The 13,864-nt window shown below is 61.9% G+C and carries 12 protein-coding genes; 3 read left to right on the top strand and 9 right to left on the bottom strand.

What is annotated here, in order from left to right:
* The first annotated feature begins 50 nt into the window (after positions 1 to 50).
* A complete protein-coding gene (locus ACI2KG_RS26270) occupies positions 51 to 515 on the top strand; it encodes a glycine zipper 2TM domain-containing protein (RefSeq protein WP_009684613.1) in 465 nt (154 codons plus the stop codon).
* A gap of 67 nt (positions 516 to 582) precedes the next feature.
* Here ACI2KG_RS26270 and nhaA read toward each other — a convergent pair whose 3' ends face one another.
* The 8 genes from nhaA to ACI2KG_RS26310 form a co-directional block, all read right to left on the bottom strand.
* Positions 583 to 1,758: a Na+/H+ antiporter NhaA gene (nhaA, locus tag ACI2KG_RS26275; protein WP_404663860.1), complete on the bottom strand. Its 1,176-nt coding sequence runs from the start codon at positions 1,756 to 1,758 to the stop codon at positions 583 to 585.
* Positions 1,759 to 2,053: 295 nt separating this feature from the next.
* Positions 2,054 to 3,661, bottom strand: coding sequence for an NAD(P)/FAD-dependent oxidoreductase (locus ACI2KG_RS26280; RefSeq protein ID WP_404663861.1), 1,608 nt, complete (start codon positions 3,659 to 3,661; stop codon positions 2,054 to 2,056).
* A 103-nt stretch (positions 3,662 to 3,764) separates the two neighbouring features.
* Complete coding sequence (locus ACI2KG_RS26285; RefSeq protein WP_404663862.1) at positions 3,765 to 4,439, bottom strand: COG3650 family protein; 675 nt, start codon at positions 4,437 to 4,439, stop codon at positions 3,765 to 3,767.
* A 236-nt stretch (positions 4,440 to 4,675) separates the two neighbouring features.
* The gene (locus ACI2KG_RS26290; protein ID WP_003254879.1) at positions 4,676 to 5,377 is read right to left on the bottom strand and encodes an ABC transporter ATP-binding protein; all 702 of its coding nucleotides are present in this window, start codon (positions 5,375 to 5,377) and stop codon (positions 4,676 to 4,678) included.
* On the bottom strand, positions 5,378 to 6,145 hold the full coding sequence (gene livG / locus ACI2KG_RS26295) for a high-affinity branched-chain amino acid ABC transporter ATP-binding protein LivG (RefSeq protein WP_003254878.1): 768 nt from the start codon (positions 6,143 to 6,145) through the stop codon (positions 5,378 to 5,380).
* Positions 6,142 to 7,398, bottom strand: a complete 1,257-nt coding sequence (locus ACI2KG_RS26300) for a high-affinity branched-chain amino acid ABC transporter permease LivM (RefSeq protein WP_404663863.1) — start codon at positions 7,396 to 7,398, stop codon at positions 6,142 to 6,144. The genes livG and ACI2KG_RS26300 overlap by 4 nt, the downstream gene beginning before the upstream one ends.
* On the bottom strand, positions 7,395 to 8,318 hold the full coding sequence (gene livH, locus ACI2KG_RS26305) for a high-affinity branched-chain amino acid ABC transporter permease LivH (RefSeq protein WP_201201760.1): 924 nt from the start codon (positions 8,316 to 8,318) through the stop codon (positions 7,395 to 7,397). Before livH ends, ACI2KG_RS26300 begins: the two co-directional genes overlap by 4 nt.
* A 187-nt stretch (positions 8,319 to 8,505) precedes the next feature.
* Positions 8,506 to 9,621, bottom strand: coding sequence for a branched-chain amino acid ABC transporter substrate-binding protein (locus ACI2KG_RS26310; RefSeq protein ID WP_404663864.1), 1,116 nt, complete (start codon positions 9,619 to 9,621; stop codon positions 8,506 to 8,508).
* Positions 9,622 to 9,980: 359 nt separating this feature from the next.
* On the opposite strand from ACI2KG_RS26310, the gene ACI2KG_RS26315 reads away from it, so the two are divergent.
* The gene (locus tag ACI2KG_RS26315; protein WP_404663865.1) at positions 9,981 to 10,292 is read left to right on the top strand and encodes a DUF2288 domain-containing protein; all 312 of its coding nucleotides are present in this window, start codon (positions 9,981 to 9,983) and stop codon (positions 10,290 to 10,292) included.
* 262 nt (positions 10,293 to 10,554) lie between these two features.
* Entirely contained in the window at positions 10,555 to 11,442 is an 888-nt protein-coding gene (locus ACI2KG_RS26320) for an NAD(P)-dependent oxidoreductase (protein ID WP_400615000.1), read from the top strand.
* On the opposite strand, the gene ACI2KG_RS26325 is transcribed toward ACI2KG_RS26320, so the two are convergent.
* The gene (locus ACI2KG_RS26325) at positions 11,342 to 13,606 is read right to left on the bottom strand and encodes a putative bifunctional diguanylate cyclase/phosphodiesterase (RefSeq protein WP_404663866.1); all 2,265 of its coding nucleotides are present in this window, start codon (positions 13,604 to 13,606) and stop codon (positions 11,342 to 11,344) included. The genes ACI2KG_RS26320 and ACI2KG_RS26325 overlap by 101 nt on opposite strands.
* Positions 13,607 to 13,864: the final 258 nt, after the last annotated feature.

Here is a 13,864-nt window from a genome sequence, read left to right on the forward strand (position 1 = left end):
CCGTCAATGTGCAGCGTCTAATAAGCACCTGACTTATGGAGACTTTACCCATGCGTAAATCCGCTTTGCTGGTGGCAACCTTTACCACCATGTCGCTGCTGCTGGGGGGCTGCGCCTCAAGCCTGACCGGTGACAGCTACTCCCGTGATGAGGCCCGCCGCGTGCAAACCGTACGTATGGGCACCATCGAATCCCTGCGTCCGGTCAAGATCGAGGGTACCAAGACCCCGATCGGCGGTGGTGCTGGCGCCATCGTCGGTGGCGTTGCCGGCAGTGCCGTGGGTGGTGGCCGTGGCAGCATCGTTGCCGCAGTAATCGGTGCCGTGGCCGGTGGCCTGGCCGGTTCCGCTGCTGAAGAAGGCCTGACCCGCACCCAAGGCGTCGAAATCACTGTGCGTGAAGACGACGGCAGCATGCGTGCCTATGTGCAGGCCGTGCAGGAGAATGAAATCTTCCGCGTTGGCGACCGCGTGCGCATCATGACCGTTGACGGTACCAGCCGCGTCTCGCACTGACCGCAGCGCAGTAAAACAAAACCCCGACTGGCTTGCGCCAGTCGGGGTTTTTTATGCGGCAGCCACGTCAGCCGGTGATGTTCTTGCGGCTGGCCATGGCGGTGACGGCGTAGCCGATTACAGCCGCGAAGAACGAGCCGGTCAGGATGCCCATGCGGTCCATGCCGGCGTAGTCACTGCTGCCCGGGACAAAGGCCAGCGAGCCAACGAACAGGCTCATGGTAAAGCCAATGCCGCAGAGTATCGCCACCCCCAGCAATTGCCCCCAGCCGGCACCCGCTGGCAGCGCGGCGAGGCGCAGCTTGACCGCCAGCCAAGTCAGGCCGAAAACCCCCACGGTCTTGCCCAGCAGCAGGCCAACCGCGATGCCCATCGGTACCGGGTGGGTGAAGCTGTCCAGGGTCATGCCGGCCAGTGAAACGCCGGCATTGGCAAAGGCAAACAGTGGCAGGATGGCGTAGGCCACCCATGGGTGCAGGGCATGTTCCAGCGCCAACAGTGGCGAAGATTCGGCGTTGCGTGTGCGCAGCGGGATGCACAGGGCCAGGGCGACACCGGCCAGGGTGGCATGTACACCGCTCTTGAGCACGCAGACCCACAAGATCAGGCCAATGACCATGTACGGACCGAGCTTGACCACGCCCAGCCGGTTCATGGCCACCAGCACCACCAGGCAAGCCGCAGCCAGCAGCAGCGATACGCTCGACAAGGTGCCGGAGTAGAACAGGGCGATGACGATGATCGCGCCCAGGTCGTCAATGATCGCCAGGGTCATCAGGAACAGCTTCAGCGACACCGGCACGCGCTTGCCCAACAGGGCCAGCACGCCGAGGGCGAAGGCGATGTCGGTGGCCGTGGGGATCGCCCAGCCGGCCACGGCGGCGGGGTCTTCGCGGTTGATGAACCAGTAGATCAGCGCCGGCACCACCATGCCGCCGATCGCGGCCGTGGCAGGCAGCACGATCTGCGAGGGTTTGGACAGGTGGCCGTCGACCACCTCGCGTTTGACCTCAAGGCCGATCAGCAGGAAGAACAGGGCCATCAGGCCGTCGTTGATCCACAGCAGCAACGGTTTTGCGATGTTCAGTGCGCCGACCTGAACAGCGACGGGAACGTCGAGCAGGCCGCTGTACAGGTAGGACAGTGACGAATTGTTGATAACCAGGGCCAATACGGCGGCGGCGATCAGCAGCAGGCCGCTGGCGGCTTCGAGCTGGAAGAAGCGGGTAAACAGGCTACGCACGGGCTATAGGCTCTCCATGAGCAGTTTACGAATGGAACGGGCGTACACCCTAGCCTGTGGCAGTATGCTTTAAAACAAAAACTATATTCGTTTTTGTTATATGGTGTTGCTGGCTGGGCTGTTGCAAGCCTAGATGCAGTTTGGGAAGGATGGGGGAGGGGAAGTCTGATGTTTGTATTGGATATTTCTGATACCTGTCAGGGCCTCTTCGCGGGTGAACCCGCTCCTACAAGGGGACGATGTCCGGTGTAGGAGCGGGTTTACCCGCGAAGAGGCCGGTACAGGCAATACAACATTACAGGCCGAGCATATCCCGCGCCACCGCCTCGGCAATCCGGATGCCATCGACGCCCGCCGACAGGATCCCGCCCGCATAACCAGCCCCTTCACCCGCCGGGAACAGTCCCTTCATGTTCAGACTCTGGTAATCCTCACCACGGGTAATCCGCAACGGCGACGACGTACGCGTCTCGATCCCGGTCAGCACGGCATCATGCAGGTTGTAGCCCTTGATCTGCCGGTCGAACGCCGGCAGTGCTTCGCGGATTGCCTCAATGGCGAAGTCCGGCAGGCTCGGTGCCAGGTCACCCAGGGTCACGCCCGGCTTGTAGGACGGCTCTACGCTACCCAGCGCGGTCGATGGCCGGCCAGCGACAAAGTCGCCCACCAGCTGCGCCGGTGCCTGGTAGTTGCTGCCACCCATCACATAGGCGTGGGCCTCCAGGCGCTCCTGCAGTTCGATACCAGCCAGCGGGCCACCCGGGTAGTCGCGCTCGGGGTCGATGCCGACGACGATGCCGGAGTTGGCGTTGCGCTCGTTACGGGAGTACTGGCTCATGCCGTTGGTCACCACCCGGCCAGGCTCGCTGGTGGCGGCAACCACGGTGCCGCCCGGGCACATGCAGAAGCTGTACACCGAGCGGCCGTTCTTGGCGTGATACACCAGCTTGTAGTCCGCCGCGCCGAGTTTCGGGTGGCCGGCGTACTTGCCCAGGCGCGCCTTGTCGATCAGCGTTTGCGGGTGCTCGATACGGAAGCCCACCGAGAACGGCTTGGCTTCCATGAACACGCCCTTGGCGTGCAGCATGCGGAAGGTGTCGCGGGCGCTGTGACCCAGGGCCAGAACCACATGGCGCGAGTGCAGTTGCTCGCCGCTTTCCAGCACCACGCCGGTCAGTTGGCCGTTATCAGTCAGCAGGTCGGTGACCTTCTCCTGGAAGCGCACTTCAGCGCCCATGGCGATCATGTCCTGACGCATCTGCTCGACCATGCCGGTCAGGCGGAAGGTGCCGATGTGCGGTTTGTTGATGTACAGGATCTCGTCTGGCGCGCCAGCCTTGACGAACTCTTCCAGCACCTTGCGGCCGTGATGCTGCGGGTCCTTGATCTGGCTGTACAACTTGCCGTCGGAGAAGGTACCGGCGCCGCCTTCGCCGAACTGCACGTTGGACTCGGGGTTGAGCACGCTTTTGCGCCACAGGCCCCAGGTGTCCTTGGTGCGTTGGCGCACTTCCTTGCCGCGTTCGAGGATGATCGGTTTGAAACCCATTTGTGCCAGCAGCAGGCCGGCAAAGATGCCGCACGGGCCAAAGCCGACCACGATCGGGCGCTCCTGCAGGTCGGCCGGGGCCTGGCCAACGAACTTGTAGGTAACGTCCGGGGCCGGGCCGATGTTGCGATCGTCGGCGAACTTGCCGAGCAGTTCGGCTTCGTTGCTGGCTTCCAGGTCGATGGTGTAGATGAACAGCAGTTCGCTGTTCTTCTTGCGCGCATCGTAGCTGCGCTTGAACAGGTTGAAGCTGAGCAGTTGCTCGTCGCGGATGCCCAGGCGCTGGACGATGGCTTCACGCAGCGCTTCGTCGGGGTGGTCCAGGGGCAGCTTCAGTTCGGTGATTCGTAGCATGGCAGGGTCCAGTATCCCGGCCATGGGCGGCCGGCGGCTTTACACAAACCGCCAAGTATAAGCTGTTCACCGCCCTGACTGGCAGGATAAAAGCGCCCGGCGATCAGTTGTCGCGTGCGCCGCCGTAGTAACCGCAGCCTTGCAGGGTCTTGCCGTCGATGCGCAGTTCGGCGCGCAGGTGGTGGACGGCGCCGCTCATGCTGTCGACGCAGCGTTGTGGGGCGACCCACAGCTCCACATGCTGGCCGTTGGCTTCGCTGGTCAGGGTCAGGCCGCCGCCGGGCACTTCTTCTTCGAGGAACGGCAGGGGCAATGGCGCCTGGTCGACACGGTTGAGCACCATGCCCTTGCCGCTGGCCTTGATGTCCCAGTCGGGTTCATGGCCGCTGGCGCGCAGGGTCAGCTGCTTGAAATTGGGGTCTTCACAGGCCCGGGTTGAAGGTTCCAGGCGATACAGCCGGCGGACTTCCAGCTGGCCGTCATTGTTGGCCTGCTTGCTGCCGGTGAGGCGGCCACGGACGTCGGCGAACAGTTTGTCGTTGGCGTCCTTGGCGAGGTTGGCGGCTTCTTGCAGGATACCGGTGGCGCCGACGTCGTTGATCACGAAGGTACGGTTCTCGCTGCACGGCTTGAACAGCAACTGGCCGCCTGCGGCGCGCAGCTCGCCCTGCATGCGCGTGGTGCCGATGTTCGGGTCGCTAGGGGCGTCAGCCATCAGCTGGCAGCCGGCGAACAGGGGCAGCAGGGCGGTGAGCAGCAGGGTGGGGGTAAGGCGCATGGGGCGGGCTCCGGGATCTTGCCGTGAAAGCTGGCCACGTTACGCAGGCTGGTGGCGGATCACAAGTTAATGGTTGCTTGTGCTGGCCCTATCGCCGGCAAGCCAGCTCCCACAGGTACTCCACAGGCCCTGAAGATTGTGGGGTACCTGTGGGAGCTGGCTTGCCGGCGATAGGGCCAGCACAGGCAATACATTTCTTGCAGGCAAAGAAAAGGGCCCGAAGGCCCTTTCCCCAATCAACCACCCAGATACGCGTCGCGCACCTTCGGGTCGGTCAACAATGCCTCACCGGTCCCCTGCATCACCACCCGGCCGTTCTCCAGCACATACGCCCGGTCAGCGATCTTCAGCGCCTGGTTGGCGTTCTGCTCCACCAGGAACACCGTCACGCCGTCGCGGCGCAGCTGTTCGATGATGTCGAAGATCTGCTGGATGATGATTGGCGCCAGGCCCAGCGAGGGCTCGTCGAGCAGCAGCAGCTTGGGCTTGCTCATCAGCGCCCGGCCAATGGCGAGCATTTGCTGCTCGCCACCGGACATGGTGCCGCCACGCTGGATATAGCGCTCCTTCAGGCGCGGGAACAGCTGCAACACCTTGTCCAGCTGTTCCTGGTAGTCACCCTTGTCGGTGAAGAAACCGCCCATCGCCAGGTTTTCCTCAACGGTCAGGCGGGCGAACACACGGCGGCCTTCCGGCACCACCGCGATGCTCTTGCGCATGATGTGCGAGGACGGCTGGCCGACCAGTTCTTCACCCAGGTACTTGATGCTGCCGCTGTGTGCTTGCGGCGAGCCGCACAGGGTCATCAGCAAGGTCGACTTGCCGGCACCGTTGGCGCCGATCAGGGTGACGATTTCGCCCTGGTTGATTTCCACGTTGACGCTGTGCAGCGCCTGGATCTTGCCGTAGAAGGTGGAAACGTTTTCGAACTTCAGCATTTACGCTTCCCCCAGGTAGGCTTTGATCACATCAGGGTTGTCGCGGATCTCTTCCGGCGTGCCGTGGGCCAGGGGGGTGCCCTGGTTGATCACCACGATATGGTCGGAAATGCTCATCACCAGCTTCATGTCATGCTCGATCAGCAGCACGGTGACGTTGTGCGACTCACGCAGGTAGGCGATCAGTGCCTTGAGGTCTTCGGTTTCCTTCGGGTTCAGGCCGGCAGCCGGCTCGTCGAGCATGATGATGCGAGGCTGGGTCATCATGCAGCGGGCGATTTCCAGGCGACGTTGCTGGCCGTAGGCGAGGGTACCGGCGGTACGGTTGGCGAACTCGGTCAGGTTGACCTTCTCCAGCCAGTACTGCGCGCGTTCCATGGCCTCCTTCTCGCTGCGGCGGAAGCTCGGGGTCTTGAACAGGCCGGCGAAGAAGTTGGTGTTGAGGTGGCGGTGCTGGGCGATCAGCAAATTTTCCAGCGCGGTCATTTCCTTGAACAGGCGCACGTTCTGGAAGGTTCGCACCACGCCCTTGCGGGCGATCTGGTGGCCGGCCAGGCCCTGGATCGGCTGGCCATCGAGCAGGATGGTGCCGCCGCTGGGCTTGTAGAAGCCTGTCAGGCAGTTGAACACGGTGGTTTTACCGGCGCCGTTCGGGCCGATCAGCGCCACCACCTGTTTTTCCTTGACGGTCAGGGCCACGCCGTTGACCGCCAACAAGCCGCCGAAGCGCATGCTCAGGCCGCTGACTTGCAGAATTTCGCGGCTCATCGACGCAGCTCCATGTGTGGACGTTGCATAGGCAGCAGGCCTTGCGGACGCCAGATCATCATCAACACCATCAGCGCACCGAACATCAACATGCGGTACTCGCTGAACTCACGCATCAGCTCAGGCAGCAGGATCATCACGATGGCCGCAAGAATCACGCCCAGCTGTGAGCCCATGCCGCCGAGCACGACGATGGCGAGGATGATCGCCGACTCGATGAAGGTGAACGATTCCGGGGTCACCAGGCCTTGGCGCGCAGCGAAGAAGCTGCCGGCAAAACCGGCGAAGCAGGCACCCAGGGTGAACGCCGAGAGTTTGATGATGGTCGGGTTCAGGCCCAGCGCACGGCAGGCGATTTCGTCTTCACGCAGGGCTTCCCAGGCACGGCCGATCGGCATGCGCAGCAGGCGGTTGATCACGAACAGCGCCAGCAGGGCCAGCAGCAGGGCGACCAGGTAGAGGAAGATGACCTTGTTGATCGAGTTGTATTGCAGCCCGAAGAACTCGTGGAAGGTCTGCATCCCCTCGGCGGCACGGCGTTCGAAGGTCAGGCCGAAGAACTCCGGCTTGGGGATGTTGCTGATGCCGTTGGGGCCGCCGGTCCAGTCGGTGAGGTTACGCAGGAACAGGCGGATGATCTCGCCGAAGCCGAGGGTCACGATCGCCAGGTAGTCGCCGCGCAGGCGCAGCACCGGGAAGCCGAGCAGGAAGCCGAACGTAGCGGCCATCAGGCCGGCGATCGGCAGGCATACCCAGAAGCTCCAGCCCAGGTAGTGCGAGAGCATCGCGTAGCTGTAGGCACCCACGGCGTAGAAGCCGACATAACCGAGGTCGAGCAGGCCCGCCAGGCCAACCACGATGTTCAGGCCCAGGCCCAGCAGCACGTAGATCAGGATCAGCGTGGCAATGTCGACTGCACCGCGCGAACCGAAGAACGGCCACACCAGGGCGGCAACAATCAGGCCGATGATCACGTAACGCTGGGTTTTCGGCAGGGTCAGGTAGTTGCTGACAGCCGGCGGGATCAGCTTGCGATCCGAACGGCGGCCCATCACCGCGCTCCACTGCCGGTCGAACAGCACACGCAGGAACATCAGCACCGAACACACGGCAATGATGCTGATGGTGAACGAGCCCTGGCTGTGCACCACCAGGCTGATGCCGTCGATGCTCAGTTTCAGGCCCAGCACCGGAAAGGCCACGGCCCAGACCAGCAAGGCGCTGAAGAACGCCTGTTTGAGATTTCTGTTCATACTTTTTCAACCTCCGGGCGGCCCAGAATGCCGGTCGGCCGGAATAGCAGGACAAGAACCAACAAGCCGAATGCCACCACGTCCTTGTACTGGTCGCCGAAGATATCGGCGCCAAACGCTTCGGCCACGCCCAGCACCAGCCCGCCGAGCATGGCGCCCGGTATACTGCCGATGCCGCCTAATACCGCCGCGGTGAAGGCCTTCAGGCCCACCAGGAAACCGGCGTTGGGGTTGATCACCCCGTACTGCATGCTCAGCAGCACGGCCGCCACGGCGGCCAGGGCGGCACCGATGACAAAGGTGAGGGCGATGATGTTGTTGGTGTTGATGCCCAGCAGGTTGGCCATCTTGATGTCCTCGGCGCAGGCGCGACAGGCGCGGCCCAGGCGGGAACGGGAGATGAACAGGGTGAGCAGGGTCATGGCCACCAGGGTGACCACGAACACCAGGATCTGCATGTAGGAAACCAGGACCTCCTCCGCACCACCCGGGCCAAACGAGAAGCTGCCGGGGATCAGGTTGGGGATGGACTTGTCCTTGGAGTCTTGCGACAGCAAGACCGTGTTCTGCAGGAAGATCGACATGCCGATGGCGGAAATCAGCGGGATCAGGCGGTTGCTGTTGCGCAGGGGGCGGTAGGCAACCCGTTCGATGCTGTAGCCATAGGCACTGGTGACACAGATGGTCGCGACGAAGGCGACGGTCATCAGGATCGGCAGCGAATGGATACCCATCATGGCCAGGCCCGCCAGGGCGATGAAGGCCACGTAGGAACCGATCATGTACACCTCGCCGTGGGCGAAGTTGATCATGCCAATGATGCCGTACACCATCGTGTAACCGATGGCGATCAAGGCATAGGTGCTGCCGATGGTCAATCCATTAACCAGTTGTTGGAAGAAATGGTAGATCTCAGGCATTACAGCGCTCCTAAAAACCTGATTTGCATTTCGCTGGCGGGGGTAAGGCCAGGAAACCGCGGGTGACGGTTTTAAGATTTTCAGGTGGGTCGGCCCCCGGATCGCGGGGATCAGGCCCATGAACCTCGTAAAACAAAGCCCACTGCTCGCACAGTGGGCTTCTACGGTCAGCTATTTAGTCACGCAGTTACTGAGGGGAGACTTCGGTCTTCGGCTTGCCGAAGTGCCATTCGTAGACCACGAACTTGAAGTCTTTCAGGTCGCCTTTCTCGTCGTACGACAGGGTGCCGGTCGGGGTCTTGAAGGAGCCGGCGTGGATGGCTTCTGCCACCTTGTCGGTGTCTTCGGACTTGGCCGCCTTGATGCCCTGGGCGATCAGCTCGACAGCCGAGTAGGCCGGGAACACGAACGGGCCGCTTGGGTCCTTGCCGTCAGCCTTGATGGCGTCGACGATCTTCTTGTTCTCCGGGTCGGCATCGAACGACTTCGGCAGGGTGACCAGCAGGCCTTCGGAGGCGCCCTGGGCGATCTGCGAAATGGAGTCGTTACCCACGCCTTCCGGGCCCATGAACTTGGCTTTCAGGCCTTTTTCCTGAGCCTGGCGCAGGATCAGGCCCAGCTCTGGGTGGTAGCCGCCGTAGTAGACGAAGTCGACGTTGTTCTGCTTGAGCTTCTGGATGATCGAAGAGAAGTCCTTGTCACCGGCGTTCAGGCCTTCGAAGACGGCAACCTTGGTGCCTTTGCTTTCCAGGGTCTGCTTGACCGCGGTGGCGATACCTTCACCGTACTGCTGCTTGTCGTGCAGGACTGCGACCACTTTCGGCTTGACGTGGTCGGCGATGTAGTTGCCGGCGGCAGGGCCTTGGGCGCTGTCCAGGCCGATGGTGCGGAAGATCAGCTTGTAACCACGGGCGGTGATTTCCGGCGAGGTGGCGGCCGGGGTGATCATGATCACGCCTTCGTCTTCGTAAATGTCGGACGCTGGCTGGGTGGAGCTGGAGCACAGGTGGCCGATGACGAACTTGACCCCGTCGTTGACCACTTTGTTGGCGACTGCCACGGCCTGTTTAGGGTCGCAGGCGTCGTCGTATTCCTTGGCTTCGAGCATCTTGCCATCGACGCCGCCCGCGGCGTTGATATCCTTGATGGCCTGCTTGGCGCCGATGAACTGCATGTCGCCGTACTGGGTCACAGGGCCGGTCTTAGGGCCCGCGATCCCGATCTTGATGGTATCGGCGGCAAACGAATGGCTGGCTACCCCGGCCAGTACCATTGCGGCGAACAGCTTGGAAATCTTGATCATAGTGCTCCACTCATTCTGTTGTAATTCTTATAGTCCTGGCGGCCAGGGCTACAGACCGGGCGGGATTTGCGGCGCGGCCATGCCAACGCGCAAGCCCACCTTCCCCCGGAACATGTCCCGGAACTGTACCGGTACAGTGTAGAGCGCTGTTTGCGCGCTTGAAAAGCGGGCTAAAAGTGCCAATTCCCCGGGTTGTCGCATGGTCGACACAAAGATACAAAAAGGCGCCATCAATTTGCCTGCATCTTGGGCCCCGCCCCACAACTTCGGGGCCAATCGACCAAATTACGTATTTGAAACCGGGTTTTTCTGCAAAAATGCCGGCCATTTTTATTGGCCGAATTTTGCGGATACCACCCATGACTGATCAAACAAGCACCCTCTATGCCAAATTGCTTGGCGAGACCGCAATCATCGAGTGGAAAGCGCTGGAGCGTTTCTGGGCCAAGGGTGACCTGATTTGGGTCGACACCAGCCTGGACCTGATCACCGTTGCCGAGGCGATGGCCGAGAATCGCAGCGAGATCTTCGCCAAGTGGCGTAGTGATGGCACTGTTGGGCCGGTGACCGCCGAACAGGCGCTGGACCTGCAAAGCCGCGATCCAGAGATCTGGGCGGTGGTGGTATCGCCGTTTATCGTGATTCAGGTAAAGGGCACAGCTGAGGCGTGATCTTTTTTGGTGCGCAAAAATGCGCAGCAGCTCCGTTTTGGTGCTTGATGGCGTTCAAGGCGGTAGAGGTAAGTAACAATTCGGCGTGGCGGTAACAGTTTACGGGATGCGTAATGGGGCTGCTTTGCAGCCCAATCGCCGGCAAGCCAGCTCCCACAGGTGAGGTGCAGACTTTGAGTGCTGCGCGAACCCTGTGGGAGCTGGCTTGCCGGCGATGGGCCGCGCAGCGGCCCCCGTTTATTCGAATAGTCAGGAGTCATCAATGAGCACTGCACTACCTTCGCTTGGATTCGCCGGCATCGGCCTGATGGGCCTGCCCATGTGCCGCCGCCTGCTGGCCGCGGGTTACCCACTGACCGTATGGAACCGCAGCCCGGACAAGTGTGCCGCCTTGGTCGCCGCGGGTGCGCAGCTGGCCAGCAGCCCGGCCGAACTGTGCCATGAAACAGACATGGTGTTGCTGTGCCTGGCCGACACGGCAGTGGTGCGCGAGGTGGTATTCGGCGAGCAAGGCATTGCCGAGGGCGGGCGCAGTGGCCAACTGCTGATCGACTTCTCGAGCCTGGAGCCTACTGCCACCCGTGAAATGGCCGCCGAGCTGGCAGCGCTGTGTGGCATGGCCTGGCTGGATGCACCGGTGTCTGGCGGTACGCCAGGTGCCGAGGCCGGCACCCTGGCAATCATGGTTGGCGGTGAAGTGGCCGACCTGCAGCGCGCACGCCCGGTATTGGAGGTGCTTGGCCAGCGCGTGACGCACATGGGGGCGGTTGGTGCGGGCCAGGTCACCAAGGCGTGCAACCAGATGATTGTGGCGTGCAATGCGCTGGTGATTGCCGAAGTGGTGGCACTGGCCGAGCAGTCCGGGGTAGACGCAACGCTCATCGCTGAAGCGCTTGCGGGTGGTTTTGCCGATTCCAAACCCCTGCAGATCCTCGCGCCACAAATGGCCGAGAGCCGCTTCGAGCCGGTCAAGTGGCACGTACGCACTTTGCTCAAGGACCTTGATGGCGCGGTCAAGTTTTCCCGTGAGCAGGGTTCGGCGACACCGCTCAGTGGCCTCGCCGCGCAACTGATGCGCCTGCATGGTAGCCAGGGTTACCTGCAAAAAGATCCGGCGACACTGGTAGCACTTTACCGCAACAAGCAGTGACCGCACCGTTCTGGCGCTGCAGCCGCTCCAGCAGTGGCCGCAGTTCGGCCAGCGGTACCGGGCGCCCCAGCAGGTAGCCCTGCAGGTAGTCGCAGCCATGGTCTTCCAGAAATGCCTGTTGCTCGACGGTCTCCACGCCCTCACTGACCACCTGCAGGTGCAGCGTATGCGCCATGACGATGATCGCCTGAACGATTTCGCGGTCTTTCTGGTGTGCCGGCACATCCTGCAGGAAGCTTCGGTCGATCTTCAGTACGTCCAGCGGCAGGCGTTTGAGGTAGGCCAGTGACGAGTAGCCGGTACCAAAATCGTCGATGGACAAGGTCACACCCAGTGCGCGAACGCGCTTGAGCAGGCTGACCGTGCGCTGGAGGTCACCCATCAGGGCGTTTTCGGTCACTTCCAGCTCCAGTTGCCGCGCTGCAAGGCCGACATGCGTTAGCGCTTTTTCCACTTCGTTGGGCAGTTCGTCGTGGCTGAGGGTGACTGCCGAGCAATTGACTGTGACCTTGAGCTCGCCATAGCCGTGACGCTGCAAGTGGGCCAGGTCGGCGCAAGCGTGCCGCAGTACCCACAGGTCGAGCCCGATGATCAGGCCGTTGGCTTCGGCGATGCCGATGAAGCGGTCCGGCGCCAGCAGGCCGTGTTGCGGGTGCTGCCAGCGCACCAGGGCTTCCAGTTTGGCCACGTGCCCACTGCGCAGGTCGAAGATTGGCTGGTAGTGCACGCACAGCCCACGCTCTTCGAGCAGGGCCTGGCGCAGTTCTTCTTCCAGTTGCAAGGCAATCGAAGCACGCGCCTTCAGGCTGTCGTTGAAGAAATTCAGGCTGTTGCGGCCGTTGTCTTTGGATTGATACAGGGCCAGGTCGGCATGCTTGAGCAGCTCTTCGGCAGTGTTGCCGTCTTCCGGGAAGATGCTGATGCCGATGCTGGTGGTCATGACCATGCGTCGACCACCCAGGTCGATGGGCTCTTTCATGCGCTGCATGATGCGCTGGGCCAGATGGCGGGCTTCGTCACGGCCGTTGAGGCTGGTGACCACGCAAAACTCATCGCCACCAAAGCGGGCAACCAAGTCCTGGCTGCGGGTAGCGGCCTTGATGTGATTGGCGATCACCTTCAGCAGTTCGTCACCCGCGGCATGGCCGAGGCTATCGTTGATGCGCTTGAAATGGTCGATATCCAGGAACATCACCGCCAGGCGGGCTTCGCTGGCCTGGTGTTCGAGCAGGCGTTCGGCGAATACCTGGTTGAAACCGCGGCGATTGACCAGGTTGGTCAGCGCATCGTAATGCGCAGCCTGCTGCAGCGAAGCGCGGGCCTGATCCAGTTGGCTGAGCAGTATGCTGACACGGCGTAGGTCGTGCTCCTTGCTTTGCAGCTTCTTGTCGGCCAGTGCTGCACTGATGCAGGCGCCACTGATCAGCAAGGTAATGAAACCGATACCCAGTGCCAGTTGCAGGCTGTTGTCACCAGACGGCAGGCGCAGGGCCGTATCGGCCGGGATGATCAGGGTCATGGCCGACATTGCGGTGAAATGGGTGGCGACGATGCCGCCGGCCATCAGCAGGCTGGCGCCGTATTTCATGGCCTGGTAAAGGGTGCCGCTGCCATTGCGAAAGTAGCGGGCCAGCCACAGTGCAGCCAGGCTGGTGAGCAAGGCCATGGCGGCAGAAGCCAGCAGCAGACCAGTCTGGTAGTACTGTCGGGCACCGGTTTCCATCGCGGCCATGCCGACAAAATGCATGAGGATGACGCCCAGGCCGATCAGCACGGCACTTTGCACGAAGTGCTGCGCGCGCATCTGCTTGCGTTCAAGGCTGTGCATGGTCAGCCAGGCGACAGCCAGGGCGATGAGCAGTGAAAGGATGGTCAGTGACACGTCGTAATGCACTTCCACCGGGGCCTGGAAGGCCAGCATGCTGATGAAGTGCATGGCCCAGATACCGCCGGCCAGGCAGCAGGCGCCAAGCATGCTCCACTGACGATGGGCGGTAGGTTCTTCGCTGTGGGACTGGCGCTCGGCCATGTCGAGGGTGGCGAAGCAGGCTGCGCAGGCCACGAAATAGGCGAGCAGCACCAGCATCGGTTCATGCCGGCAATCGATAACGATACGCCCGGTTGCCGGCAGGTCGGCGAACAGTTGCAGCCCCAGCCACTCCATGGAATGCCTCTTGGTCGAGTTTTCACCCGTCTGCGCTACAACCCTGTGCAGACTGTCCAGAGGCAGTATAGGAAGAGGTGTTTAAGCCTTCCTGAATAATGGCATATTGATTTCTACGATTTGGTTATAAAACTAATCGCAGCCAGGAATATAGTTGCAGCGGCTATGCCACTGCTGTGGGAGCGGGCGAGCCCGCGAACAATCCACCGCGGTGGATGGCACCGGCTTTGCCGGTGTTCGCGGGCGTGCCCGCTCCCA

It is taken from the genome of Pseudomonas sp. NPDC089407, assembly GCF_044900445.1.
In the GTDB taxonomy this organism is placed as follows: domain Bacteria; phylum Pseudomonadota; class Gammaproteobacteria; order Pseudomonadales; family Pseudomonadaceae; genus Aquipseudomonas.

Coding starts and splice junctions, on each gene's coding strand:
- ACI2KG_RS26285 (WP_404663862.1), bottom strand. CDS start 4,439: ATGCGCCTTACCCCCACCCTGCTGCTCACCGCCCTGCTGCCCCTGTTC.
- ACI2KG_RS26320 (WP_400615000.1), top strand. CDS start 10,555: ATGAGCACTGCACTACCTTCGCTTGGATTCGCCGGCATCGGCCTGATG.
- ACI2KG_RS26315 (WP_404663865.1), top strand. CDS start 9,981: ATGACTGATCAAACAAGCACCCTCTATGCCAAATTGCTTGGCGAGACC.
- livG (WP_003254878.1), bottom strand. CDS start 6,145: ATGAGCCGCGAAATTCTGCAAGTCAGCGGCCTGAGCATGCGCTTCGGC.
- ACI2KG_RS26280 (WP_404663861.1), bottom strand. CDS start 3,661: ATGCTACGAATCACCGAACTGAAGCTGCCCCTGGACCACCCCGACGAA.
- ACI2KG_RS26290 (WP_003254879.1), bottom strand. CDS start 5,377: ATGCTGAAGTTCGAAAACGTTTCCACCTTCTACGGCAAGATCCAGGCG.
- livH (WP_201201760.1), bottom strand. CDS start 8,318: ATGCCTGAGATCTACCATTTCTTCCAACAACTGGTTAATGGATTGACC.
- ACI2KG_RS26310 (WP_404663864.1), bottom strand. CDS start 9,621: ATGATCAAGATTTCCAAGCTGTTCGCCGCAATGGTACTGGCCGGGGTA.
- ACI2KG_RS26325 (WP_404663866.1), bottom strand. CDS start 13,606: ATGGAGTGGCTGGGGCTGCAACTGTTCGCCGACCTGCCGGCAACCGGG.
- ACI2KG_RS26300 (WP_404663863.1), bottom strand. CDS start 7,398: ATGAACAGAAATCTCAAACAGGCGTTCTTCAGCGCCTTGCTGGTCTGG.
- ACI2KG_RS26270 (WP_009684613.1), top strand. CDS start 51: ATGCGTAAATCCGCTTTGCTGGTGGCAACCTTTACCACCATGTCGCTG.